General features: G+C 70.6%; 22 protein-coding genes. 10 read left to right on the top strand and 12 right to left on the bottom strand.

The features are described 5' to 3' along the window. Positions 1 to 118: 118 nt before the first annotated feature. From ACHBTE_RS05250 to ACHBTE_RS05205, 10 genes are read right to left on the bottom strand one after another with little or no spacing between them, the layout of a single operon-like run. Complete coding sequence (locus tag ACHBTE_RS05250; RefSeq protein WP_394722203.1) at positions 119 to 1,642, bottom strand: NADH-quinone oxidoreductase subunit N; 1,524 nt, start codon at positions 1,640 to 1,642, stop codon at positions 119 to 121. Continuing rightward, positions 1,639 to 3,213 (bottom strand): NuoM family protein, encoded by a 1,575-nt coding sequence (locus ACHBTE_RS05245; RefSeq protein WP_394722202.1) that lies wholly within the window; start codon positions 3,211 to 3,213, stop codon positions 1,639 to 1,641. The genes ACHBTE_RS05250 and ACHBTE_RS05245 overlap by 4 nt, the downstream gene beginning before the upstream one ends. Before the next feature lie 6 nt (positions 3,214 to 3,219). Continuing rightward, a complete protein-coding gene (locus ACHBTE_RS05240; protein WP_394722201.1) occupies positions 3,220 to 5,214 on the bottom strand; it encodes an NADH-quinone oxidoreductase subunit L in 1,995 nt (664 codons plus the stop codon). Then, complete coding sequence (nuoK, locus tag ACHBTE_RS05235) at positions 5,211 to 5,600, bottom strand: NADH-quinone oxidoreductase subunit NuoK (RefSeq protein WP_394722200.1); 390 nt, start codon at positions 5,598 to 5,600, stop codon at positions 5,211 to 5,213. Before nuoK ends, ACHBTE_RS05240 begins: the two co-directional genes overlap by 4 nt. Further along, the gene (locus tag ACHBTE_RS05230; RefSeq protein WP_394722199.1) at positions 5,600 to 6,313 is read right to left on the bottom strand and encodes an NADH-quinone oxidoreductase subunit J; all 714 of its coding nucleotides are present in this window, start codon (positions 6,311 to 6,313) and stop codon (positions 5,600 to 5,602) included. Before ACHBTE_RS05230 ends, nuoK begins: the two co-directional genes overlap by 1 nt. Next, on the bottom strand, positions 6,310 to 6,861 hold the full coding sequence (locus ACHBTE_RS05225; RefSeq protein WP_394722198.1) for a NuoI/complex I 23 kDa subunit family protein: 552 nt from the start codon (positions 6,859 to 6,861) through the stop codon (positions 6,310 to 6,312). Before ACHBTE_RS05225 ends, ACHBTE_RS05230 begins: the two co-directional genes overlap by 4 nt. 2 nt (positions 6,862 to 6,863) lie before the next feature. Further along, complete coding sequence (locus ACHBTE_RS05220) at positions 6,864 to 7,832, bottom strand: complex I subunit 1 family protein (protein ID WP_062724073.1); 969 nt, start codon at positions 7,830 to 7,832, stop codon at positions 6,864 to 6,866. Next, entirely contained in the window at positions 7,829 to 9,685 is a 1,857-nt protein-coding gene (locus ACHBTE_RS05215) for an NADH-quinone oxidoreductase subunit C (RefSeq protein ID WP_394722196.1), read from the bottom strand. The genes ACHBTE_RS05220 and ACHBTE_RS05215 overlap by 4 nt, the downstream gene beginning before the upstream one ends. Then, entirely contained in the window at positions 9,682 to 10,314 is a 633-nt protein-coding gene (locus ACHBTE_RS05210) for an NADH-quinone oxidoreductase subunit B (protein WP_394722195.1), read from the bottom strand. The genes ACHBTE_RS05215 and ACHBTE_RS05210 overlap by 4 nt, the downstream gene beginning before the upstream one ends. Then, positions 10,305 to 10,727, bottom strand: coding sequence for an NADH-quinone oxidoreductase subunit A (locus tag ACHBTE_RS05205; protein ID WP_394722194.1), 423 nt, complete (start codon positions 10,725 to 10,727; stop codon positions 10,305 to 10,307). Before ACHBTE_RS05205 ends, ACHBTE_RS05210 begins: the two co-directional genes overlap by 10 nt. A gap of 309 nt (positions 10,728 to 11,036) precedes the next feature. Here ACHBTE_RS05205 and ACHBTE_RS05200 point away from each other — a divergent pair, with 309 nt between their 5' ends. From ACHBTE_RS05200 to ACHBTE_RS05180, 5 genes are all read left to right on the top strand, one after another. Beyond that, positions 11,037 to 12,245 carry a sensor histidine kinase gene (locus ACHBTE_RS05200; RefSeq protein ID WP_394722192.1) on the top strand — a complete coding sequence of 403 codons (1,209 nt, stop codon included), beginning with the start codon at positions 11,037 to 11,039 and terminating at the stop codon, positions 12,243 to 12,245. A gap of 130 nt (positions 12,246 to 12,375) precedes the next feature. Beyond that, the gene (locus ACHBTE_RS05195) at positions 12,376 to 13,743 is read left to right on the top strand and encodes a sensor histidine kinase (RefSeq protein WP_394722190.1); all 1,368 of its coding nucleotides are present in this window, start codon (positions 12,376 to 12,378) and stop codon (positions 13,741 to 13,743) included. Positions 13,744 to 14,069: 326 nt separating this feature from the next. After that, positions 14,070 to 14,741 (top strand): LuxR C-terminal-related transcriptional regulator, encoded by a 672-nt coding sequence (locus ACHBTE_RS05190; protein ID WP_394722476.1) that lies wholly within the window; start codon positions 14,070 to 14,072, stop codon positions 14,739 to 14,741. A 284-nt stretch (positions 14,742 to 15,025) separates the two neighbouring features. Next, positions 15,026 to 16,954, top strand: a complete 1,929-nt coding sequence (locus tag ACHBTE_RS05185) for a 2-oxoacid:acceptor oxidoreductase subunit alpha (RefSeq protein WP_394722189.1) — start codon at positions 15,026 to 15,028, stop codon at positions 16,952 to 16,954. After that, positions 16,947 to 18,026: a 2-oxoacid:ferredoxin oxidoreductase subunit beta gene (locus ACHBTE_RS05180; protein WP_394722188.1), complete on the top strand. Its 1,080-nt coding sequence runs from the start codon at positions 16,947 to 16,949 to the stop codon at positions 18,024 to 18,026. The genes ACHBTE_RS05185 and ACHBTE_RS05180 overlap by 8 nt, the downstream gene beginning before the upstream one ends. Before the next feature lie 142 nt (positions 18,027 to 18,168). Here the strand turns inward: ACHBTE_RS05180 and ACHBTE_RS05175 are convergent, their stop codons facing one another. Further along, positions 18,169 to 18,588 (bottom strand): winged helix-turn-helix transcriptional regulator, encoded by a 420-nt coding sequence (locus ACHBTE_RS05175; RefSeq protein WP_394722187.1) that lies wholly within the window; start codon positions 18,586 to 18,588, stop codon positions 18,169 to 18,171. Between the two features lie 129 nt (positions 18,589 to 18,717). On the opposite strand from ACHBTE_RS05175, the gene ACHBTE_RS05170 reads away from it, so the two are divergent. The 4 genes from ACHBTE_RS05170 to ACHBTE_RS05155 all read left to right on the top strand — a co-directional run bounded on the left by ACHBTE_RS05170 (position 18,718) and on the right by ACHBTE_RS05155 (position 22,494). Then, positions 18,718 to 19,572: an SDR family oxidoreductase gene (locus tag ACHBTE_RS05170; protein WP_394722185.1), complete on the top strand. Its 855-nt coding sequence runs from the start codon at positions 18,718 to 18,720 to the stop codon at positions 19,570 to 19,572. Between the two features lie 273 nt (positions 19,573 to 19,845). After that, the gene (gene rarD / locus ACHBTE_RS05165) at positions 19,846 to 20,799 is read left to right on the top strand and encodes an EamA family transporter RarD (RefSeq protein ID WP_394722184.1); all 954 of its coding nucleotides are present in this window, start codon (positions 19,846 to 19,848) and stop codon (positions 20,797 to 20,799) included. 94 nt (positions 20,800 to 20,893) lie between these two features. Then, the gene (locus tag ACHBTE_RS05160; RefSeq protein ID WP_394722182.1) at positions 20,894 to 21,370 is read left to right on the top strand and encodes a VOC family protein; all 477 of its coding nucleotides are present in this window, start codon (positions 20,894 to 20,896) and stop codon (positions 21,368 to 21,370) included. 179 nt (positions 21,371 to 21,549) lie between these two features. Then, positions 21,550 to 22,494, top strand: a complete 945-nt coding sequence (locus ACHBTE_RS05155) for a M28 family metallopeptidase (RefSeq protein ID WP_394722179.1) — start codon at positions 21,550 to 21,552, stop codon at positions 22,492 to 22,494. A 106-nt stretch (positions 22,495 to 22,600) separates the two neighbouring features. On the opposite strand, the gene ACHBTE_RS05150 is transcribed toward ACHBTE_RS05155, so the two are convergent. Further along, positions 22,601 to 24,082 (bottom strand): tetratricopeptide repeat protein, encoded by a 1,482-nt coding sequence (locus ACHBTE_RS05150; RefSeq protein ID WP_394722178.1) that lies wholly within the window; start codon positions 24,080 to 24,082, stop codon positions 22,601 to 22,603. 316 nt (positions 24,083 to 24,398) lie between these two features. Here ACHBTE_RS05150 and ACHBTE_RS05145 point away from each other — a divergent pair, with 316 nt between their 5' ends. Beyond that, positions 24,399 to 24,920: a DUF6668 family protein gene (locus tag ACHBTE_RS05145; RefSeq protein WP_394722177.1), complete on the top strand. Its 522-nt coding sequence runs from the start codon at positions 24,399 to 24,401 to the stop codon at positions 24,918 to 24,920. Positions 24,921 to 25,000 lie beyond the last annotated feature (80 nt).

Here is a 25,000-nt window from a genome sequence, read left to right as displayed (position 1 = left end):
CACGGGTTCCCTGGTGCGTACGGCGGTGGGCGTGCGCCGTACGGGTGAAGCTCCGGCACGCGCCACGCGCGCCTTGAGGGCCGGGTGCCCCACGCGCGCGTCCGGAATGCGCCGGGGCTCAGAAGAGCCCGGTGTCGGCGAACCGCAGGATCAGCTGGGGAGCTCCGGACAGGGCGATGCCGACGACACCGGTGAGGGCCATGGCGGCCGTCACGGGTGCGGGGACGAGGTGCTTGACGGATTCGCCCTCGGGGGCGCGGAACAGCAGGGCTGTCCACTGGAGGTAGTAGAAGAGCGCGATCACGACGTTGACGGCCATGACCACGGCCAGCCAGCCGAGGCCTGCGTCGACGGCCGCGGAGAAGACGGTCACCTTGGCGAAGAGGCCGATGATGCCCGGCGGGAGCCCGGCGAGGCAGAGCAGGAAGAAGGCAAGGATCAGGGCGGACAGTGGGTTGCGCGCATACAGCCCCCGGTAGTCGCTGATGCGGTTCAGGGGCTTGGTGCGGCCCACGAGGGCGGCCACCGCGAAGGCGCCGAGGTTCACGACGGCGTACATGAGGGCGTAGGCGACGGTGGAGCCGATCGACCCTTCGGCGTCGTCGGAGTACGCGGCGGCGGCGATGGGCACCAGGAGGTAGCCGGCCTGGCCGACGGAGGACCAGGCGAGCAGGCGTACCGCACTGTACGCGCGCGTGGCCTGCTGGCGCAGGGCGCCGACGTTGCCGACGGTCATGGTGAGGGCGGCCAGCGCTGCCATGGCAGGACCCCAGACGTCGGCGTACGACGGCAGGGCGATGACCGTGACGAGGATCAGGCCGGTGAAGCCGACCGCCTTGCCGACGACCGACAAGTAGGCGGCGACCGGCAAGGGCGCCCCTACATAGGTGTCCGGTACCCAGAAGTGGAAGGGCACGGCGGCCGTCTTGAAGGCGAAGCCGATCAGCGTGAGGACGACTCCGGTCTGGACGAGGGTCTGGAGCTGCCCGTCGACTTTCTGGATCCGCTCGGCGATCTGGGTCAGGTAGAGGGTGCCTGTGGAGGCGTACACGAAGCTGATGCCCATGAGGCTGACGGCGGTCGCGGTGACCGAGGACAGGAAGAACTTCAGGGCCGCTTCGGAGGACTTGCGGTCGCCGTACCGCAGGCCGACGAGGGCGAAGGCGGGGAGAGAAGCGACTTCCAGGGCGACGATGAGGGTCGCCAGGTCTCGGGAGGCGGGCAGCAGGGCCGCTCCGGCGGCGGAGGACAGCAGCAGGAACCAGAACTCCCCTTCGGGGAGTTCCTTGTTGTCGTCCCTCAGGGTGGTGACCGACAGGAGGGCCGCGAGGAGGGCGCCGCCGAGGACCAGGAACTGGATGACGAGGGTGAAGCGGTCAGCCGTGTAGCTGCACACGCCGGGGTCACCAACGAGGCAGAAGGTGGAGCGGTCGCCGTCGAGGAGCGGCAGCAGCAGAAGCGCGGCGGCGGCCAGACCGAGAACGGAGGTCCAGCCGAGCAGCGCCTTCTTGTGCTCCCCGATGAACAGGTCGGCGACGAGGACCGCGAGTGCGACGACCGCCGCGACGGTGGGCGGGGCGATGGCGAGCCAGTCGACGGACTGGACCACGGACTCGGCAAGAGGCTGGGCCAGGGCGCTCATCGGGAACCTCCTGCGAGGAGCTGCTGCACGGCCGGGTCGGTCAGGCCGAGGAGGGTCTTCGGCCACAGTCCGGCGACGACGGTGAGGGCGACGAGCGGGGTCCAGGCCGCGAATTCGTACGCCTGGACGTCGGCGAGCTTCGGGGCGTCCTGCGGTACGGCGCCCATGCAGACGCGGCGGACCACGACGAGCAGGTACGCGGCGGTGAGCAGAGTGCCGAAGGCACCGATGGTCATGAAGGTGAGGAACGCCGGGCGGCTGAGTCCGGCGGCGGGCTGGAACGCGCCGAACAGTGCGAGCATCTCGCCCCAGAACCCGGCGAGCCCCGGCAGCCCGAGCGAGGCGACCGCGGCGAAGGCGAGCAGTCCGCCGAGGCGCGGCGCCTTGCCGTACAAGGCGGCGCCGGTCTGCTCGGCGAGGGTGTCGAGGTCGGTGGTGCCCGTGCGGTCCTTCAGCGCGCCGACCAGGAAGAACAGCAGGCCGGTGATCAGGCCGTGGGCGATGTTGGCGAAGAGTGCGCCGTTCACACCGGTCGGGGTCATCGTGGCGATGCCGAGCAGCACGAAGCCCATGTGGCCGACGGACGAGTAGGCGATCAGGCGTTTGAGGTCACCCTTGGCGCCCCGCTTGGCCAGGGCCAGACAGGCCAGGGACCCGTAGATGATCCCGACGACGGCGAAGGCGGCGAGGTAGGGCGCGAAGTCGGCGAATCCATCGGGAGTGATCGGCAGGAGAATGCGGACGAACCCGTACGTTCCCATCTTCAGCAGCACGCCTGCCAGCAGGACCGAACCGACGGTCGGCGCGGCGGTGTGGGCGTCGGGCAGCCAGCTGTGGAGCGGCCACATCGGCGTCTTGACCGCCAGTCCGATCCCGATCGCCAGAACAGCGATGACCTGCACGGATGCGGACAGCGACCGGCCGCTGTCAGTGGCGAGTGCCACCATGTCGAATGTGCCCGCCTTGAGCCCGATCAGGAGCAGGCCGAGCAGCATGACCACGGAACCGAGCAGCGTGTAGAGGATGAACTTCCAGGCGGCCTGGGCCCGGCCCTCGCCACCCCAGCGGGCGATGAGGAAGTACATCGGGATCAGGACCATCTCGAAGGCGAGGAAGAAGAGCAGCAGGTCGAGAACGGCGAAGGTGGCGAGGGTGCCGGCCTCAAGGACGAGCAGCAGTGCGACGAAGGCCTTCGGGGTCGGGCCCGCAGGCATCTTGAAGTACGAGTAGAGCGCGCAGAGGAAGGTCAGCAGCGCGGTCAGGACCAGAAGGGGGAGGGAGATGCCGTCGATGCCGAGGTGGACGCGCACGTCAAGTGCGGGGATCCAGCTGATGTCCGTGCTGGCCTGCATCTTCGACGGCTGGTCGTGGTCGAAGCCCAGCGCGAGGACGATCGCCGCGGTGAGGACCGCACCGGTGACGGTGACGCCGTGCCGGAGCACCGCCTGCTCCGGAGACTTCCCTTTCAGTCCTGGCGGGGCCGGCAGGAGAGCGGCTGCGGCGCCCAGGAGCGGGCCGACGACCACGAATGCCAGAAGGAACTGCATCACGGACTCGTTGATATCGATCACGCCTGCTCACGCTCCCGTGGCGACGAGGACGGCGGCGACCGCGAGGACGACGGTGCCGGCGAGCAGCGCGCTCACATAGGTCTGCACATTGCCGGTTTGGGCGCGTCGCACGGCGATGCCGAGCCAGCGGGGTAGAGCACCCGCCCCACGCACGTAGGTGTCGACGACCTCGTGGTCGAGGAACCGGACGAGGCTCGCGCCGCCCTGTACCGGGCGGATGAACAACGCCCGATACACGGCGTCGAGGTGGAAGCCGACGGCCGCATGGCGGTGCAGCGGGCCGAGCAGCAGTCGGCCGGGGTCCGCCGGGTCCCGCGCATGTGCCACTCCCCCGTAGACGGGCGCGTGACTGGCGATGGCCTCCGCCTCGACCTGCGCGGCATCCCCCTCGGGGTGTGCCGCGACCGCACCCAGCGGTACGCGGGCCGCGATCGAGGTCGTGTGCCGCCAGGCCGCGTAGGTGACGATGCCACCGATGAGGGCCACACCCGTGCTGAGGACGGAGGTGGCCAGGGTGGGGGCGAGGTCGTTGCCGTCGAACCAGTCGGGGAGCACGGGGTAGGCGAACGCGCCGAAGGCGAGCGTGGGCACGGCGAGCACCCACAGCACCACGGTCATCGTCAGCGGCTGCCTGCCATGGTCGGGGGCCTCGGCGCCTCGGCCGCGGAAGGCCAACAGCCACAGGCGCATCGCATACGCGGCGGTGAGCAGGGCTGTGATCACGCAGGCGATCAGGACGGTCCAGCCCGCGGCGCCGGGCGCGTGCTCGGTGTGGCCGGTGGTCACGTGCTCGGCGGCGCCGAGGACGGACTCCTTGGAGAAGAAGCCGCTGAACGGCGGGATCGCGGCGAGCGCGAGGAGCGCCACGGTCATCGTCCAGAAGGCGTCCGGGACGCGGTCGCGCAGATGGCCCATGCGGGACATGGCGGCCAGCGAGTTGGTGCCTGCGGCGTGAATGATCACGCCGGCCCCGAGGAAGAGGAGCGCCTTGAAGGCGCCGTGCGAGAGGAGGTGGAAGACGGCGGCTCCGCGGTCGGCGACGGCCAGGGCGCCGGTCATGTAGCCGAGCTGGCCGATCGTCGAGTAGGCGAGGACGCGCTTGATGTCGTCCTGGGCGAGCGCGGCGAGACCGGAGCCGACCATCGTGACGGCGGCCATCACGGCGAGGACGATCATCGCGGCCTGCGAGGCCTCGAAGACCGGGAGGAGACGGGCGACGAAGTAGACGCCGGCGGCGACCATCGTCGCGGCGTGGATCAGCGCGGAGACGGGCGTCGGGCCTGCCATCGCGTCGGGGAGCCAGGTGTGCAGCGGGAACTGCGCCGACTTGCCCGCCACGCCGGCGAGGAGCAGTAGGGCGATCAGTGTCGGATGGTCGAGTCCGCCGCTCGCGACGGTGCCGAGGATCTTCGTGATGCGGAAGGACCCGGCGTCGGTGGCCAGCGCGAACAGGCCGATGAGGAAGGGGACGTCACCGAGCTTGGTCACCAGGAAGGCCTTGATGGAGGCGGCGCGGGCCTCCGGGGTTTCCCAGTAGTGGCCGACCAGGAAGTACGAGCAGATGCCCATGATCTCCCAGCCGACCAGCAGCACCATGAGGTCGCCTGAGTAGACGACGAGCAGCATGGCGGAGGTGAAGAGGGAGACGAGCGCGGCGTAGGAGGGGTAGCGCGGGTCCTCGCGCAGGTAGCCCGTCGAGTAGATCTGCACGCAGGTCGCGACGATGCCGACCACGAGCGCGACGAGGGCGGCGAAGCCGTCGATGTACAGGGCGAGTTCGATCGGGACCGAGCCGGTGGGTGTGAGCTCGGTGGCGGCGTTGATCGCCTGGTCGCCGCCTTGGCGCACGGCGACCACAGCCGCGAGCACGAGGGACGTGAGCGTCGGCAGGACGGCGAGCGGGCGGACGAATCCGGGTGCCGTGCGGCCCAGGAGCAGGCCGGCCGCCGCGCCCAGGAGGGGAAGGAGGGGGACGAGTGCGGCGAGGGTCGTCGTGGTCACGCGGTGGCCTCAGCCTTCTCGGCCTGCCCGGCGGCGGGGGTGTCGTGGTCGGGGCCGTCGGCGCTGTGGCCCTCGGCGGTGTCGCGGAGCTTGTCGATGTCCGCGGTGCCGCGGTTGCGGTGGACGGCGAGCACGATCGCCAGGCCGATGCCGATCTCGGCGGCGGCGATGGTGATCGTGAACAGGGTCAGGGCCTGGCCGGAGTGCAGGGTCTCCTCGGCGGCCTTGCTGAGCCAGACGTCGAAGGCGACCAGGTTGAGGTTGACGGCGTTGAGCATCAGCTCGACCGACATCAGGACCAGGATCGCGTTGCGGCGGGCGAGGACGCCGTACAGGCCGGTGCAGAAGAGGAGGGCGGAGAGTACGGCGGGATAGGCGAGGTGCATCAGAGGGCGCCTTCCTGCTCGGCCGGCTCGGTTCCCTCGGACGACCCGTTTCGCCCGATCGGGTGATTACGGGAATCCGGGACGGACGGGGAACTCCCGGTCGTCGACCGGGAGTTCACTGGGGGAAAGCTCGACTCCGGCTTCGCCTTGCGGGACAGGACGATCGCGCCGACCAGTGCCGCCAGGAGAAGGACGGAGAGGGCCTCGAAGGGGAGGACCCAGTTCTGGAAGAGGCTCTCGCCGGTGGCCCTGGTGGTGCCGGTCGCGGGCCCGTCGAGGTCGATCCAAGTGGTGCGGAAGGCGTCGACGACGACCCAGATCAGGGTGGCCGCGGCGATGACGGCCACCGTGAGGGCGGCCCAGCGGTTGCCGGAGTCGGCGTCCGGAGAGCGGCCGATGGGGGCCTTGGTGAGCATCAGACCGAACAGAAGGAGGACGACGACGGAACCCACATAGATGAGGACCTGCACCCAGGCGATGAACTCGGCGGTGAGCAGGAGGTACTCCACCGCGAGACCACCGAGGGCGACCACCAGCCACAGAGCGGCGTGCACGAGCTGCCGGGTGGTGACGGTGACCAGCGCGGCGCCGAAGGTGACCAAGCCGACCAGAAGGAACGTGATCTCGACGCCCGTCGGGGAGAGGAAGCCGTGTGTTTCCGCGGCATGGGTGGTCACGGTGCGTGCCGTCGCGGCGGCTGCGGTAAGGCTCACGACTCTCCCTCCTGCGGTTCCGCCTGCGCAGCAGCCAGCTTCTCGGCGGTCTTGCGGGCGGCGGCGATCTCCTTGGGCTCCTCCGCGCCGGGGTCGAGAGCGGGCGGGGCCGGGACGGTCCACATCCACTCGCGGAGCTTGTCGCGCTCATGGGTGAGGTCGCGGATGTCGGTCTCGGCGTACTCGAACTCCGGGGACCAGAACAGAGCGTCGAAAGGACAGACCTCGATGCAGATACCGCAGTACATGCACAGGGAGAAGTCGATGGCGAAACGGTCGAGAACATTGCGGCTGCGTTCACGGCCGCCCGGGGTCGCCGCCGGGACCGTCTCCTTGTGGGAGTCGATGTAGATGCACCAGTCCGGGCACTCGCGGGCGCACAGCATGCAGACCGTGCAGTTCTCCTCGAACAGGCCGATCACGCCACGGGTGCGGGGCGCGAGGTCGGGCTGGGCGTCCGGGTACTGAGCGGTGACGGACTTCTTCGTCATCGTGCGGAGGGTGACGGCCAGGCCCTTGGCCAGGCCACTGCCAGGAATGGGGGCCATGGTTACTGGATCACCACCTTGACGACGCCGGTGAGGGCGATCTGGGCGAGGGAGAGGGGGACGAGGAGGGTCCAGGAGAGCTTCTGGAGCTGGTCCTCGCGCAGCCGGGGATAGGTGACGCGGAGCCAGATCACGATGAAGGCGAGGACAGCGGTCTTCAGCAGGGTCCAGACCCAGCCGAGGCCGTCGGCGCCCCAGGGACCGTGCCAGCCGCCCAGGAAGAGGACGGTGGTGAGGCCGCACAGGACGACGATTCCGGCGTACTCGGCGAGGAGGAAGAGGGCGAAGCGGAGACCGGTGTACTCGGTGTAGGCGCCGAAGATGATCTCCGAGTCGGCGACCGGCATGTCGAAGGGCGGGCGCTGTAGTTCGGCGAGGCCGGCGACGAAGAACACGATCGCGCCGACGATCTGCCAGGGCAGCCACCACCACTCGAAGGCGTCGAGGATGCCGGGCAGGGAGACCGTGCCGGCCGCCATCGCCACGGAGGCGGCGGTCAGCAGCATCGGGAGTTCGTAGGCGAGGAGCTGAGCGGCGGTACGCAGTCCGCCGAGGAGGGAGAACTTGTTGGCGGAGGCCCAGCCGGCCATGAGCGAGCCGAGGACGCCTACGCCCATGACCGCCAGGACGAAGAAGATGCCCGCGTCGATGACCTCGCCGACCGCGCCTTCGCCGGGGCCGATCGGGATGGCGAGGAGAACGAGGAGATACGGAAGGAGGGCCACGGCAGGGGCGAGCTGGAAGATACGGCGGTCCGCGCCGGCCGGGACGACGTCCTCCTTCTGCGCGAACTTCACGCCGTCGGCGACCAGCTGGGCCCAGCCGTGGAAGCCACCGGCGTACATCGGGCCGAGGCGGCCCTGCATATGGGCCATGACCTTGTGTTCCGTCTGGCCGATGAGCAGGGGGAAGGTGAGGAACACGACGAAGACGATCAGGAGTCGCAGGGTGACGTCGAGCGCGTCGTTCACTGCGGGCCTCCTGGGCGGTCGGTGTGCTCGTCGGGATGGCCCTCGGAGGGGCCATCGGTCAGTTCGTCGCCCGGCCCGTCGGCCGGTCCGTCGGCCGGTCCGTCGGCCGGCCCGTCGGCCGGTCCGCGGCGGCTGGGCTTGGTGGAGTCCTCACCCGCGGGGGCGACTGTCTCGCCGGGCTCACGGTGGTCGCCCTGCTTGGGCTGCGCGGGCTGCTCAGGGCGCTGGCCTCGTGCGGGCTCGTCCGCGGCCGAGTCGGCTGCGGGGCGCGGCCGGCTGTCGAGGTCGGGGGTGGCCTCGGCAGCCGGGCCGAGCTTGGCCTCAGGCCCCGGGACGGGCTTGGCCGCCGGGCGCGAGTCGGGCGCGACCTCGGCATCCGGGTCGCGGGTGGCCTCAGCATCCCGGCCAGGGGTGCCCTCGGCATCCGGGCCGGAGGTGGCCCCGCGGTCCGGGGCAGGGATGCGCTCGGCGTCGGGCCGCGGCTCGGCTCGTTGCTCGGGTTTCGGCTCGTCGAAGGCCGGGCGGGCGTGGTGCCACGGGGCGTCCGCGCTGCGAGGGGCCTTGGCAGGCCTGGGGTTGGCCGGAGGAGTCGAGGGCTGGGCGGCTTCGCCGGACGCACCGGCCGGCGTCGGACCAGCCGACTCCTCGCCGGTCGGCGCCGAACCAGCGGCTCCCTCGCCGGTCGGCGCCGAACCAGCGGCTCCCTCGCGAGTCGGCCTCGGACCAGCGCCTCGCTCGGCAGCCGGCGTCGAACCAGTCGAGACCTCGCCAGTCGGAGCCGGGCCGGTCGCCTGCTCCCCCGCGCCGGTCCGCTGGCTGGCCGAGCCCTGCGAAGCGCTGCGGGATCGACGGGGGCCGGAAGGGGCCGTGCCGGGTGCGGGGCGTTGCGATGCCGAGCCTTCGGTCGCGCTGCGTGCGCGGTGCGGCCCGGCGGGGGTGCCGGGCGCGGTCGGCGGCGTGCCGGTGCTCGCTTCGGACGTGTCCGCCTCCGACGAGGTGGCTGCCTCTCCCCCGGCTGTCTGACTGGCGGAGCCCTCCGCCGCCGTACGCGCGCGACGCGGTGTGACGCCCGGCGCGGGAGCCGCACCGGCACCCGCCGGTCCCTCTGCCCGGCCCGCCGAGCCCTCCGCCTCCGCCTGACTCGCCGAGCCCTCCGCCGCCGTACGCGCGCGACGCACGGGCCGTTCCCCGGCCGCGCGCACGGGGCGTTCCCCGGCTGCGCGTGCCGGGCGTTCTCCGGCCCCGCGGGATGTGGCTCTGGTCGGGCGGGTGGGGGCTGGGGGGAGTTGGCCCTTGAGGGGGCCCCATTCGTTCGGGTCGGGTACGCCGGGCGGGAGCATCTGGCGGCGCTTGGGGCCGCCGTGTTCGGACTCGCCGGGTTCCTTGGCGCCCGGCCATGCCTTGGCGACGCGGGCTGCGAGGACGAAGTCCTTGCGGAGGGGGTGGCCCTCGAAGTTCTCCGGGAGGAGGAGGTGGTCCAGGCCGGGGTGGTCGGCGAAGACGACGCCGAACATCTCGTGGGTCTCCCGCTCGTGCCAGGCCGCGCCCGCGTACACGCCGACGGCAGTGGGCAGCGTCGGGGCCTCGTGCGGGACCGTGGTGCGGACCAGCAGGCGCCGTACGGGAGACAGGGCGGCCACGTGGGCCGCGACGCGGAAGCCCGTGCCGGGTTCGTCGACGGCGCTGAGCCAGTCGAAGTAGGTGCAGCCCAGTTCGTCGCGGGCCGTCTGAAGGGCCGCGATCCAGGAGGTCGGGGGCACGTCGACCGTCAGGACGTCGTAGGACTCCTCGGCCGTGGCATCCGGGCCGAAGAGGTCCTCCACGGGGGTGGGCAGCCAGCCGACCGTCGTCATCGTCCTGCCTCCCCGGCATCGCCGGCGGCGCTGTCGGAGCGCTCCGGCGCTCGCACCAGGCCGCTTTGCAGGGCCGCCGTGGACGGCCGGGGCGTCGTGCCGTACCGCTCCCCCAGCGACTCCCGCGCGATCTTCTCCTGGAGCTTGAGGATGCCCTGGAGCAGTGCCTCGGGGCGCGGCGGGCAGCCGGGGACGTAGACGTCCACCGGGATGATCTGGTCGACGCCCTTGGTGACGGAGTAGGAGTCCCAGTAGGGGCCGCCGCAGTTGGAGCAGGCGCCGAAGGAGATGACGTACTTCGGCTCGGGCATCTGTTCGTACAGGCGCTTCACGGCCGGGGCCATCTTGTCCGTCACCGTGCCCGAGACGACCATGAGGTCGGCCTGCCGCGGGCCGGGCGCGAAGGGGATCACGCCGAGGCGGATGAAGTCGTGGCGGGCCATCGACGCGGCGATGAACTCGATCGCGCAGCAGGCGAGGCCGAAGTTGAAGACCCAGAGCGAGTAGCGGCGGCCCCAGTTGAGGATCACCTTCATCGGCTCGGGAGCGAGGCGGGCGAGCGCGCCCAGTCGCTTCGGCTCCGGCAGCAGAACCGGCTGCTCATTGGTGGTGTCTGGCGTCACGTCCATGCCAGGACGCCCTTCTTGTATGCGTAGAGCAGGCCCACGGCCAGGAAGCCGAGGAAGACGAACATCTCGACGAGCGTGGTCGCACCGTAGCCAGGGTCGGCGAAGACCGTCGCCCAGGGGAAGAGGAAGATCGAGTCGATGGCGAAGATCACGTACAGGAAGGCGTAGACGTAGTAGCGGACCTGGGTGTGGGCCCAGCCCTCGCCGACGGGGTCGACGCCGCACTCGTATGTCAGGAGCTTCTCGGGCGTGGGGACCACGGGACGCAGCAGGCGGCCCGCCCCGAAGGCGACGGCGACGAACAGCACGCCGATGACGGCGAGCAGTCCGACGACCGAGTAGGACTCGAAGTAGTCCGCCGCGACGACGACGTCATGCGCAGCCGCCGTGACGACGACGGTCTGTTCCGACACGTCCGCCCCTCGCTCCCTGACCTCGTGACCGAGTCCCAGGAACTGGAACCGGCCCTGGGACCAGTGTCCTGCGACTTGTGACCTCGTGAACACCGCTGTTCGACGATCTGTACGCACGGGAGTCTAGGCCCTGCTAAAGACAGCGTAAGCAGCCCGTCACGCCTTGAGATGCCCTTGAGATCCGACGATGCCCGCGCGGCAGGTCATCGGTCCGGCGGGCGGCCGTGGCGCGGGGTGGGGATTACCCCCCTCGGACATGGGCGGCCCTCCTCATGGCGCGGCCGCGCACCGCGCGGCAGGCTAGCCCATATGACCGAACGCCCCAGCCCTTCGCGGGACGCCTCCAGGCGGTCCGACAGCGAGCAGTCGCCGCTGCCGCCCGTCCGTTTCGCCTACGACCGGCACACGTGGCGGGAGATCGCGCACCTCCTGGCGAACCTTCCGTTGTCGCTGCTCGGCTTCATCTATGTCGTGACGGTGTTGTTCACCGGTGCCTTCCTCACCCTGACGGTGATCGGGTTCCCGCTGCTCGCGGCCGGGCTGCTGGGTGCACGGCAGCTGGGCAAGCTGGAGCGGGCACGCGCGCGTGCGTTGCTCGGAGTGCGCGTGGACGAGCCGAGTCCGCTGCCGTTGCGCGGCGGCAGGGACGGTTTCTTCCCGCAGTTGTGGCTGGCGTTGAAGGACCCGGTGGGCTGGCGCACGATGCTGTACGACTTCATTCGCCTGCCCTGGGGCGTGCTCACCTTCGTCATCACGCTGACGTCGCTGTTCGTACTGTGGCCGGTGCTGCCGTTCATCGCGCGGGGCCTGGCCAACGCGGACCGGGCGATGGTGCGCGGCCTGCTGTCGCCCTCCGACGAGCTGGAGCGCCGTATCGCCGAGCTGGAGTCGGACCGGGGGGTCGTCGTGGACACGGCGGCGGCCGACCTGCGACGCATCGAACGCGACCTGCACGACGGGGCGCAGGCCCGGCTGGTCAACCTGGCCATGGGACTGGGCCTGGCCAAGGAGAAGCTCCTGGAGGATCCGGACTCGGCCGCGGCGATGGTCGAGGAGGCGCACGGCGAGGTGAAGCTCGCGCTTCAGGAGCTGCGCGACCTGGCGCGCGGCATCCATCCGGCCGTGCTGACCGACCGCGGACTGGACGCCGCTCTGTCGTCCGTCGCGTCGCGCTGCACGGTACCCGTGAAGGTGACCGTCGATCTGCTGTCCCGACCGGTCGCGGCCATCGAAGGCATCGCGTACTTCACCGTCTCCGAGCTGCTTCAGAACATCAGCAAGCACAGCGGGGCGAAGTCGGCGTCCGTCGACGTGTGGCGGTCGGAGGACCGGCTGCTCATCCAGGTGCGGGACGACGGTCGCGGCGGTGCGCGTCTCGACGGCGGCACCGGCATGCGCGGGCTGGCCGACCGGCTGAACGCGGTGGACGGCCTGTTCGTCGTCGACTCCCCGCAGGGCGGCCCCACGACGGTGACGGCCGAGCTGCCCTGGCGGGACCGCGCCCCCGGCGAGGGGTAGGGAAAACCCCCCGTCCGAGACGCCGACGGCCTCCATGGTCCGTGGACCTGCGGCCGAGGAGGGTGGAGATACGACGGCACAGCCCCCGGCAGCAGTGGGGCTGACGGGACGAGGAGACAGGACGACGCCGATGGCCACGGAGTACGGACAGGGCTACGGGCACGGGCTCGGCTTCCCCGAGCGCGGCCTTCCCGAGCACGGCGGCGAGCGACGGCACCGGCTGCCGGCCGGGCTGCGGGCGCCGTTCGAGGCGCGCAGCTGGCGGGAGTTCGGATATGTCCTGCTGAGCCTGCCGATCAGCATCGTGCTGTTCGTGTACGGCATCACGATGGTGTCGCTGGGCGCGGGCCTGCTGGTGACCTTCCTCGGTGTCCCGGTGCTGGCCGCGGGCCTCGCCGGCTGCCGCGGCCTGGGGGCGTTGGAGCGGGCACGCGCGCGTGCGTTACTGCACCTGGAGGTGGCCGACCCGGAGCCGCTGCGGATGCGCCGACGCGGCTTCATGGCGTGGATGGGCGCCGTACTGAAGAGCGGGACGTCATGGCGGAGCCTGCTGTACGCGGTGCTGCACCTGCCGTGGGCGACGTTCTCCTTCGTCGTCGCGGTGAATGTATGGGCGTACGGCTGGGCGCTGCTGACGTATCCGCTGTGGTTCTGGGTCTTCCCGGTCTGGGCCGGTCAGGACGGTCTTCAGGTGTTCGGCGACGAGACCCACAACATCTACCTCGACAACCCGTTCGAGATCACGATCACCGCGCTGGTCGGACTTCTGTTCACGCTGGCGACGCCGTGGATCGTGCGGGCGCTGACGATGGTCGACCGGGTGATGGTGCACGGTCTGCTCGGGCCGACACGGCTGGCGACGCGCGTGGTGGAGCTGGAGTCGGACCGCGGTGTCGTGGTCGATACGGCCGCCGCCGACCTGCGGCGCATCGAGCGCGATCTGCACGACGGCGCCCAGGCCCGGCTGGTGGCCCTGGCCATGGACCTCGGCCTTGCCAAGGAGAAGCTGACGCAGGATCCGCAGGCGGCGGCACGCATGGTCGACGAGGCGCACGGCGAGGTGAAGACCGCACTCCAGGAACTGCGCGACCTGGCCCGCGGCATCCACCCGGCCGTCCTGACCGACCGCGGACTGGACGCCGCCCTGTCGTCCGTCGCCTCCCGGTGCACGGTGCCGGTGGAGGTCCAGGTCGACCTGTACGGCGAGCGGCCGGTGCCGGCGATCGAGGGCATCGCCTACTTCACGGTCTCCGAGCTCCTCCAGAACATCGGCAAGCACTCGCGGGCCACGTGGGCGGCCGTGGACGTGTGGCGGGTGGAGAACCGGCTGATGCTCCAGGTCGTCGACAACGGCATCGGCGGCGCCGACGCCGCCACGGGCTCGGGCCTGGCCGGCCTGGCCGAACGGCTCGACGCGGTGGACGGAATCCTGGTGGTGGACTCGCCGGTGGGCGGACCGACCCGGGTCACGGCTGAGCTGCCCTGGCGGACGGTGTAGCCGCTACGGCGGACGCGGACGGATCGTCCCAGCCGGAGATCGCGGACCGTGGACCGCGGGCCGTGGACCGCGGGCCGAAGTGCCCTCGCCGTGTGAAGTGCTTCGCCCCTGATCTGTCGTGCATGTCTTGCACAGACGGATCAGGGGCCTCCGCGCGCTCCCAGCGCACGCCCGTCCACAGCCTCGTGCCGTGTGATCCGAACGCCGTCGGGCGGGTTTTCCACAGGCCCGGTGGCCAGGAGGCGATCGCGGGATACTGAGGTCGCGAGGGACGACATGGCCGGGGAAGGCTCGGCCGCATGCCAAGGTTCGGGGGGCCGAGGATCGTGGAGGACAAGGTGCGCGTGGTCATCGCCGAGGATTCGGTGCTGCTCAGGGAGGGGCTGACCCGGCTGTTGACCGACCGTGGCCATGAGGTCGTGGCGGGGGTGGGCGACGGCGACGCGCTGATCAAGACCATCACGGAGCTGGACGCAGGGGGCGAGCTGCCGGATGTGGTGGTCGCGGACGTACGGATGCCGCCGACGCACACGGACGAAGGGGTGCGGGCGGCCGTGCAGCTGCGCAAGGCGCACCCCGGACTCGGGGTACTCGTGCTGTCGCAGTACGTGGAGGAGCGGTACGCCACGGAGCTGCTGGCCGCTTCCAGCCGCGGGGTCGGCTATCTGCTCAAGGACCGCGTGGCGGAGGTGCGGGAGTTCGTGGACGCGGTCGTGCGGGTGGCCCAAGGGGGGACCGCGCTCGACCCGGAGGTCGTCGCCCAGCTGCTGGGCCGCAGCCGCAAGCAGGATGTGCTCGCGGGGCTCACCCCGAGAGAGCGGGAGGTCCTGGGGCTGATGGCGGAGGGGCGGACCAATTCGGCGATCGCCAGACAGCTGGTGGTGAGCGACGGAGCCGTCGAGAAGCACGTCAGCAACATCTTCCTGAAGCTGGGACTCTCCCAGAGTGACGGGGATCACCGGCGCGTACTCGCGGTTCTCACCTATCTCAACTCCTGATGGTCTGACACCGTGTCAGTCAAATGGGTGAACGCTTCGGCGGTCGAAAGACGGCATCCAGCGGGCGGGCGCCGGCATGGCAACCGAACCGGGAACAGGGCGCGTCTTCCTAGGGAGCGCCGGGGGGCGTAGATCATGACAAGTCAGGGCGGCGGAACATCTCGGATCCATGTCCGTCATGCGAATGGCCCGGGGAGGGCGACCTTTGCGGACGTAGGGTTGATCCTGGGAAGGCTTGCGGGAAGGCCATGCCCAGACAGCCGCCTCGAAGGAGGTCCAGTTCAGTGACCAGCCAGGTCAGTAGCCCAGCGGAGCAGGCCGACGAAGCCGTCGTGGGAGAGCAGCGCAAACCGGCAGGGACGAAGGACGTCCGCCGGCTGGACCGGGTGATCATTCGTTTCGCGGGGGACTCCGGCGACGGTATGCAGCTCACCGGCGACCGTTTCACCTCGGAAACGGCATCCTTCGGCAACGATCTGTCGACGCTGCCGAACTTCCCGGCCGAGATCCGCGCCCCCGCCGGGACCCTGCCGGGCGTGTCCTCCTTCCAGCTGCACTTCGCCGACCACGACATCCTGACCCCGGGTGACGCGCCGAACGTGCTGGTCGCGATGAACCCGGCCGCCCTGAAGGCCAACATCGGTGACCTGCCGCGCGGCGCGGAGATCATCGTCAACACGGACGAGTTCACCAAGCGGGCGATGCAGAAGGTGGGCTACGACGTCTCGCCGCTGGAGGACGGCTCGCTGGACGGGTACAGCCTCCATCCGGTGCCGCTGACGACGCTGACGGTGGAGGCGCTGAAGGAGTTCGATCTCACCCGCAAGGAGGCCGAGCGCAGCAAGAACATGTTCGCGCTGGGCCTGCTGAGCTGGATGTACCACCGGCCGACCGAGGGCACCGAGAGGTTCCTGAAGTCGAAGTTCGCCAAGAAGCCGGACATCGCCGCCGCCAACATCGCCGCCTTCCGGGCGGGCTGGAACTTCGGCGAGACCACCGAGGACTTCGCGGTCTCCTACGAGATCGCCCCGGCGACGACCGCCTTCCCGGTCGGCACCTACCGCAACATCTCCGGCAACCTCGCGCTGTCCTACGGACTGATCGCCGCGTCCCGCCAGGCGGACCTGCCGCTGTTTCTGGGCTCGTACCCGATCACCCCGGCCTCGGACATCCTGCACGAGCTGAGCCGGCACAAGAACTTCGGCGTGCGGACCTTCCAGGCCGAGGACGAGATCGCCGGCATCGGTGCGGCGCTGGGCGCGGCCTTCGGCGGCTCGCTCGCGGTGACCACGACGTCCGGGCCGGGTGTGGCCCTGAAGTCGGAGACCATCGGGCTCGCCGTGTCGCTGGAGCTGCCGCTGCTGGTCGTGGACATCCAGCGCGGCGGACCCTCGACCGGTCTGCCGACCAAGACCGAGCAGGCGGACCTGCTCCAGGCGATGTTCGGACGCAACGGCGAGGCGCCGGTGCCGATCGTCGCCCCGTGCACCCCGGCCGACTGCTTCGACGCGGCGCTGGAGGCGGCCCGCATCGCGCTGACGTACCGCACCCCGGTGATGCTGCTGTCGGACGGCTATCTGGCCAACGGATCCGAGCCCTGGCGGATCCCGGAGCTGGACGAGCTGCCGGATCTGACCGTGCAGTTCGCGCAAGGTCCGAACCACACCCTCGAGGACGGCAGCGAGGTCTTCTGGCCGTACAAGCGCGACCCGCAGACCCTCGCCCGGCCGTGGGCGATCCCCGGTACGCCGGGCCTGGAGCACCGGATCGGCGGCATCGAGAAGGAGGACGGCACGGGCAACATCTCCTACGCCCCGGCCAACCACGACTTCATGGTCCGCACCCGCCAGGCCAAGATCGACGGCATCGAGGTCCCCGATCTCGAGGTCGACGACCCGCACGAGGCGAAGACGCTGGTGCTGGGCTGGGGATCGACGTACGGCCCGATCACCGCGGCGGTGCGCCGGCTGCGCAACGCGGGCGAGGCGATCGCGCAGGCGCATCTGCGTCATCTGAATCCGTTCCCGCGCAACCTGGGCGTGGTACTCGGACGCTACGAGAGGGTGGTGATCCCCGAGATGAACCTCGGCCAGCTCGCCACCCTGGTCCGGGCGAAGTACCTGGTGGACGCCCACTCGTACAACCAGGTGAACGGCATGCCGTTCAAGGCGGAACAGCTCGCCAAGGCGCTCAAGGAGGCCATCGATGGCTGAGACGTCCACGGAAGGCACGGGCACGATCGAGGCGCTCTCGCTCGTCCCCAAGGCCGAGGCCCGCCAGTCCATGAAGGACTTCAAGTCCGATCAGGAAGTGCGCTGGTGCCCCGGCTGCGGTGACTACGCGATTCTCGCGGCGGTCCAGGGGTTCATGCCTGAGCTGGGCCTCGCCAAGGAGAACATCGTCTTCGTCTCGGGCATCGGCTGTTCGTCGCGCTTCCCGTACTACATGAACACCTATGGCATGCACTCCATCCACGGCCGCGCGCCGGCCATCGCGACGGGCCTGGCCGCGTCGCGGCGGGACCTGAGCGTCTGGGTGGTCACGGGCGACGGTGACGCGCTGTCCATCGGCGGCAACCACCTGATCCACGCGCTGCGACGCAACGTCAACCTCAAGATCCTGCTGTTCAACAATCGGATCTACGGGCTGACAAAGGGCCAGTACTCGCCGACCTCCGAGGTCGGCAAGATCACCAAGTCGACGCCGATGGGCTCGCTGGACGAGCCTTTCAACCCGGTGTCCCTCGCGATCGGCGCGGAGGCGTCCTTCGTGGCGCGCACAGTGGATTCCGACCGCAAGCACCTCACCCAGGTGCTGCGTGAGGCGGCGGCCCACCGGGGCACGGCGTTGATCGAGATCTACCAGAACTGCAACATCTTCAACGACGGCGCCTTCGAGGTCCTCAAGGACAAGCAGCAAGCGGAGGAAGCGGTGATCCGCCTGGAGCACGGGCAGCCGATCCGCTTCGGCACGGACGGTACGCGCGGCGTCGTTCGGGATACGCAGACCGGGGATCTGAAGGTCGTCACCGTGACCCCGGAGAACGAGTCGCAGATCCTGGTCCACGACGCCCACTGCGCGTCCCCGACCACGGCCTTCGCGCTGTCCCGCCTGGCCGACCCGGACACCCTGCACCACACCCCCATCGGTGTGCTCCGCTCGGTGGAACGTCCGGTGTACGACACGCAGATGTCCGACCAGCTGGACTCGGCGATCGAGCAGAACGGCAAGGGCGATCTGGCGGCGCTGCTGGCGGGTGGGGACACCTGGACGGTCGTCGGCTGAGCGACGCGTTCGAGCCAGGCTTGCAGCCCGGGTGCCGTGCGGCGCCCGGGCTTCTGCGTCGGGGGGCCGCAGCAGGGTCGGGCGCGGTCCGGCAGCAGGGTCGGGCCGCGGTCCCGGGCAGGCGGGAATTTGACGACAGGGCCTAGGAGCGGCTGCCGCGGGAGGGGGGCGTGACGGGGCGGGAGTCGTACGCCTCGCGCGCCTTGTGCACATCGTCCATCCGCCGCTCGGTCCATAGGGCCAGTGCGCGGACCTGCTCCGCCGCCTCACGGCCCAGGTCGGTCAGGGAGTAGTCGACCCGTGGTGGGATCACCGGCTTGGCGTCGCGGTGGACCAGGCCGTCGCGTTCCAGCGTCTGGAGGGTCTGGGTCAGCATCTTCTCGCTCACCCGGCCGATCGCGCGGCGCAGTTCGCTGAAGCGGTAGGAACGTTCCAGTAGTGCGATCAGTACGAGGACGCCCCAGCGGCTGGTGACGTGCTCCAGTACCCGGCGGTGCGGGCACATTCCCTCGCCGAGGTCGTCGTTACTCCCGGTCACGCCACCCCAAGCACTTACTGCCATGACAGTACCTTACTTCAAAGTGGGTACTTTCCATGAGTTAGCGCCACTCCTAGGGTTAGTGCCAAGCCACCAGGGTTAGTGCCAAGCCACCAGGGTTGGTGCCGAGGCACCCCACTAGGAGTTCTGATCATGAGCATCGTCGTCACCGGAGCCACCGGAAACCTGGGCCGCCACATCGTGGAGCAGCTGCTGGAGAAGGTTCCGGCGGATCGGATCACCGCTGCCGTCCGCACACCCGGGAAGGCGGCCGAATTCGCCGAGCGCGGTGTGAAGATCGCCGCCGCCGACTACAACAGCCCCGAGACCTTCGACGGACTTTTCGCGGCCGGCGACAAGGTGCTGCTCATATCCGGCAACGAGTTCGACAAGGGCCGCGTCGGGCAGCACCAGGTCGTCATCGACGCCGCCAAGGCCGCCGGTGTCGCCCTGCTCGCCTACACCAGCGCCCCCGGCAGCCTCACGGCCGCCCTCGCCGACGACCACCGGGAAACCGAGGCGGCGCTGCTCGCGTCCGGCCTGCCGTACGCACTGCTGCGCAACGGCTGGTACCACGAGAACTACACCGAGAATCTCGCGCCGGTCCTGGCGCACGACGCCGTCACACACGCCGCCGGGGAGGGCCGCGTCTCCTCCGCCGCCCGCGCCGACTACGCGGCTGCCGCGGTCGCCGTACTGACCGGCGAAGGGCACGAGAACCAGACGTACGAACTGGGCGGGGACGTCGCCTGGAGCTTCGCCGAGTACGCCGCCGAGCTGAGCCGGCAGACCGGCAAGGAGATCGGCAGCAACGCCGTCGACGTCGAGACCTTCACCGGCATCCTGACCGGCGCCGGACTGCCCGCGCCGCTCGCCGGGATCCTGGCGGGCGTGGACGCCTCCATCGAGAAGGGCGAGCTGGTCGTCGAGAGCGGGGATCTGTCCCGGCTGACCGGTCGTCCGACCACTCCGATCGCCGAGTCGATCGCGGGGGCCCTCAAGGGCTGAGAGGGGGCTGGGGGTGGGGCTGCGTCTGTCTGCGGCTGCGGCTGCACGGCTCGCCTCGGCGCCGACGCCGGACGCTGGCGCACGCGGAGGCGCAGGCGCAGGCGCCCGACAGCGCCACCGCCGCCCCGCCCCACTCCCCACCTCACCTCACCCCACCCCACCCCACCTGTCATGACCGTATGGCGATACGGGCATGACAGGCGAGGGTGTTCGGCGTTACCTTCGTGCGTGCCGTCGTACGAGCGCGGCAGGTGTGTGTGGTAAGGAGGGGCCGTGGCCGGGAAGTCACAGGTCGAGCGGCGTACAGGGCTGCTGAACGGTGTCGCGGCGTATGGGATGTGGGGGCTGGTCCCCCTCTTCTGGCCTCTGCTGAAGCCCGCCGGTGCCGTCGAGATCCTCGCCCATCGGATGGCCTGGTCCCTCGTCCTCGTCGCGGTCGCGCTGCTCGTCGTACGGCGCTGGGCCTGGGCGGGTGAGCTGATACGCCAGCCGCGGCGGCTGGCGCTCGTCGCCGTGGCCGCGTCCGTGATCACCGTCAACTGGGGTCTCTACATCTGGTCCGTGAACAGCGGCCATGTGCTGGAGGCGTCGCTCGGGTACTTCATCAATCCGCTGGTCACCATCGCGATGGGAGTGCTGCTCCTCAAGGAGCGGCTGCGGCCCGTGCAGTGGGCGGCGGTCGGGGTGGGGTTCGCGGCGGTGGTCGTGCTGACCGTCGGGTACGGCCGGCCACCGTGGATCTCCCTCGTCCTCGCCTTCTCCTTCGCCACGTACGGGCTGGTGAAGAAGAAGGTCAACCTCGGCGGCGTCGAATCGCTGGCCGCGGAGACGGCGATCCAGTTCCTGCCCGCCGTGGGCTATCTGCTGTGGCTGTCGGCGCAAGGGAAGTCGACCTTCACCACGCAAGGGCCGGGGCACGTGGCGCTGCTCGCCGCAACCGGTGTCGTCACCGCCCTGCCGCTCGTCTGCTTCGGCGCGGCGGCAATACGGGTGCCGCTGTCGACGCTGGGGCTGTTGCAGTACCTGGCGCCGGTGTTCCAGTTCCTGCTCGGCGTCCTGTACTTCCGCGAGGCGATGCCGGCCGAGAGGTGGGCCGGGTTCGCGCTGGTGTGGCTGGCGCTGACGCTGCTGACGGCGGACGCGTGGCGCTCCGCGCGGCGAAGCCGGTTGGTGCGGTACGGCACGGCTCGGGTGGAGAAGCCGACCTCTGCCGTGGTGGACGCTTGAGCTGAGCCGGGGGCCACATGCGCCGTGGGACAGCCCGCTCCGTCCCGGCGATTCCCGTTGCCGACCCGCTCACCGACCCCATATGAGTGGTCGCATGACTCAGACACCCGCCGCGAAGCCCGCCCCCCTCCACTGGAAGCTCGTCATCGACTGCGCCGATCCCCAGTCGCAGGCCGACTTCTGGGCGGCCGCCCTGCACTACGAGGTCGAGGACAACAACGCCCTGATCGAGCGGCTGCTGGAGTTGGGCGCGCTGCCGCGGGAGGCCGTCGTCGAGTTCCATGCCCGGCTCGCCTTCCGGGACCTGGTCGCCGTACGGCATCCCGAGGACCCGTACGACCAGGACAGCGGCACCGGGCTGGGGCGTCGGCTGCTGTTCCAGCGGGTGCCGGAGGCGAAGACGGTCAAGAACCGGCTCCACCTGGACGTGCACGCGGCGGCCGGGGAGCGCGAGGCGGAGGTCGAGCGGCTGGAGGGGCTGGGAGCGAGTGTGCTGCGGCGGGTGAAGGAGCAGGGCGGGGAGTGGGTCGTGCTCGCGGATCCGGAGGGGAACGAGTTCTGCGTGCAGTGAGACCCGCCGGGTCGGGCGCGATTCACCGACTCCCCACCCGCTCCCCTGCGTGTGAATTCCATGGCTTGTCCTGACTCTTGACGAAGAGTCAGGAACGGCTCCACCATCCAGGCACCCCATTCACCGTGGATCCCTGCGGTCATCCCACAGGGTCCCCCCTGGAATTCGGAGCCCCCCACATGCAGCTCCCCTTCTCCGGGCGCGCCATGGCTACGGGAACCGTCGCCGCCGCCCTGCTGCTCACCGGTGGATCCATAGCCGGCGCCGCGCCCACCCCCTCGACGGTCGCCGCTCCCGACATACCCCTGGCGAACGTCAAGGCCCACCTCACCCAGCTTCAGTCCATCGCCACCGCCAACGGCGGCAACCGCGCCCACGGCCGCCCCGGCTACAAAGCCTCCCTCGACTATGTGAAGGCCAAGCTGGACGCGGCCGGGTACACCACGAGCATCCAGCAGTTCACGTCCTCCGGCCGTACCGGCTACAACCTGATCGCGGACTGGCCGGGCGGCGACCCCAACCAGGTCGTCATGGCCGGCTCGCACCTCGACGGTGTCTCGTCCGGCCCCGGTATCAACGACAACGGCTCCGGCTCGTCGGCCGTCCTGGAGACCGCGCTCGCCGTGTCGCGGGCCGGGTACCAGCCCACCAAGCATCTGCGCTTCGCCTGGTGGGGCGCGGAGGAGCTGGGGCTCGTCGGCTCCCGCTACTACGTGAACAACCTCGGCGCCACCAACCGCGCGAAGATCAGTGGCTATCTGAACTTCGACATGATCGGCTCCCGGAACGCCGGTTACTTCGTCTACGACGACGACCCCACCATCGAGAAGACCTTCAAGGACTACTTCGCCGGCCTCGGCGTCCCGACCGAGATCGAGACCGAGGGCGACGGCCGCTCCGACCACGCTCCGTTCAAGGCCGCGGGCGTGCCGGTGGGCGGGCTGTTCACCGGCGCGAGCCGTGCGAAGACGTCGGCGCAGGCGGCCAAGTGGGGCGGTACGGCGGGACAGTCGTTCGACCGCTGCTACCACTCGTCCTGCGACACCACGTCCAACATCAACGACACCGCCCTGAACCGGAACAGCGACGCCGTCGCGCACGCGGTGTGGGAGCTGTCCGACTGAGGCCGCGGCGGGAACCGTACGCGGTCCAGAAGGCAGGCGGCCTCCAGCAGTAGGCGGCCTCCAGCGTCAGGCGGTCACGAGCAGTAGAGGGTCAGACCTCATCGGCTCAAGCGGTGGGCGGTTCGGTCGACTTGGCGGCACGGGTGGCGAGGCGGTCCATACGGGCACGGACCGACTCCAGCTCCTCGATGTCCTCGGCGGCCGGGCCGCCCTCCGTCATGAGCTCGGTCCACAGGCCGAGCAGGTCCCGGCCCAGGTCGAGCCCCAGGGCGGGGTCCTTCACCGCCCGCCAGGCCGTCGCCGCGCCATGGATGCTGCCGTACGCCGCCTCCGCGTCCCGGGTTCGGTGATGCGTGTGGGCGACATCGAGGGCGAGGCGGAAAGCGCGCGCCGGTTCGCCCTCCAGGTAGGCGATGTACGCGGCCAGTTCGCGCATGCGGAGCACCTCGGCGTGCTCAAGCCCCAGCACGGCCGACGCCTCCGCGACGGTCCGCTCCGCCAACTCCGCCGCCTCAGCCGTACGGCCCGCCGCCACGGCCTCGTTGATCCGGGCCAGCGGCTCGGCGAAGGGGGACGCGTCTTCGGGGCCGGTGCTGGTGCTGGTGCCGGTGCCGTTGCGGTTGCCGGAGGGCGCGTCCCCGAGGATGGCCTCGGCCACGGCGTCGAAGCCTCGGGGTGGGGTGGGCTTGGGGTCGAGGTCGAGGTCGCGATCGAGGTCAGAGGTGAGTGCGGTACCGAATGAGGAGACGGAGGGGGGCGTGGGGGTGGGCGCGGAGCGGGGCGCTGTGGTGGGCGGGTCGGAGAGGGGGGTGGCCTCGGGGGTCGGAAGCGGGCTCGGCGCGGGGAAGGGGTCGAGACTCGGGCCGGGGCGTTGGGCTTCGGTCGCGTTGTGGTCAGGACGCGGCGCTTCGGTCGCGCTCTGGTCTGGACGCGGCGCTTCGGTCCCGCTCTGATCTGGACGCGGCGCTTCGGTCGCGCTCTGGTCTGGACGCGGCGCTTCGGTCGCGTTCGGATCGGGCAGCTGCGCTTCGGTCGCGTACGAATCGGGCAGCTGCGCTTCGGCCGGCAGCGGCCTCGCGTCCATCAGGGGCGGTGGGCCGAACTCCCCGAGGGGCGGTGCGACGGCACCGGGCGCCGCGTCCTGCACCGGCGGCTCGGCCAGGGCGCGCAGTCGGAAGGTGGGCGCGGGGCTCTGTGTCCGGTCCGGCAGGGGGCGTAGGACATGCGTGGGTGTGTCGTTGTACGGCGCCGGCTGATCAGGCGCTGCCGTCGTGCGTACGGGGTCAGCCGTGTAGTGGCTGGAGCCGTCCTCGTCGACCCGGAGCGGGACGACGTAGCCGATGCGCTCGTCGTGCACCGTGGCGTGCACGGGGTGGCCGGAGGCGACGGCGATGCGCTGGAGGTGGGTCAGGACGGCCTGCTGGATCTCCTCCCCCGCAGCCGCGGTGACGGGAACGCCGCCGATCGACGCACCGCCCGCCCCCGGACCGAGGGCAGGTACGCGCACGTCTATCGGCGCGGCCGTGTGGGCCGCCGAGGCCGCGGCGCGCTTCTGTTCCCGCTTCATCGCACGGCTGAGTCGAGACATCGCTTCCCTCACTCGCATGCGCCGGGGACCTCGCGGACAGCGCGTTGGGGTTCCATGGTGCTCCCCTCCCGCCGTACGCTCGGTTTCCCCGACGGCCAAATCCGGTCGTACCGGCCGGACACGTCGTACACCTGCTGTCGAGTCTCTCCGGCCGCGCGCGGCGCGGACGTCACCGCCGCGTCACAGACTCGTTCCAGGAGCTTGTGCCACGTCACAGCGTTCTCATGCCTGACGTGCCTGACGTGCCTGACGTGGACTGACGTGCTTGACGTGCCTGGACGTGGAGGTCGGCGGCGTGAGAGGGAGGAGTGCGGGCATGCGCCCCGACATGCACGTGCAGCAAGGGCGGCCGGCGGCCGGGCCGGAGATCTGGATCCGCGGGCCCGTGGCACTGCCGGACGAACCGGCACCCTCCCGCACCGCCGGTCTCCCCCGCCGTTTCTCCTGGGTCGGCACTCACGGTGGGGCCGGTGTCTCCACCCTCGTCGCGGTCTACGGCGGCCATGACTGCGGACGGAACTGGCCCGGGCCCGCCGATCCTCCGTCGGTGCTGCTCGTCGCCCGTACGCACGCGGCCGGGCTTGCCGCAGCCCTGGGCACCCTCGAGGTCTTCCGGCGCGGAGAGGTGCCGCACGGGCTCGACCTCGATGCGGTCGTCCTGGTCGCGGACGCGCCGGGGCGGCTGCCACGAGCGCTCGCCGAGCGCGTCAAGGTGATCGAGTCGGTCATCGATGTGTACCGGGTGCCGTGGGTGCCCGCGTGGCGGCTGGGTGAGGTGGGTGGACGGCCGCCGCGGGAGGCGGAGGCGCTGGCGCGGTTGACGGGGCTTGCACGCTGAGGAGGCCGCCGGGGGAGGGAGGGGGCGCACGCCTCCTGTGCCGGCCTTGCGGCCTCAGAGCGGCCTTGCAACCGCCTGGG

It is taken from the genome of Streptomyces sp. M41 (assembly GCF_043673425.1).
Taxonomy (GTDB): domain Bacteria; phylum Actinomycetota; class Actinomycetes; order Streptomycetales; family Streptomycetaceae; genus Streptomyces.
This window is presented reverse-complemented; position numbering and strand designations above follow the sequence as displayed.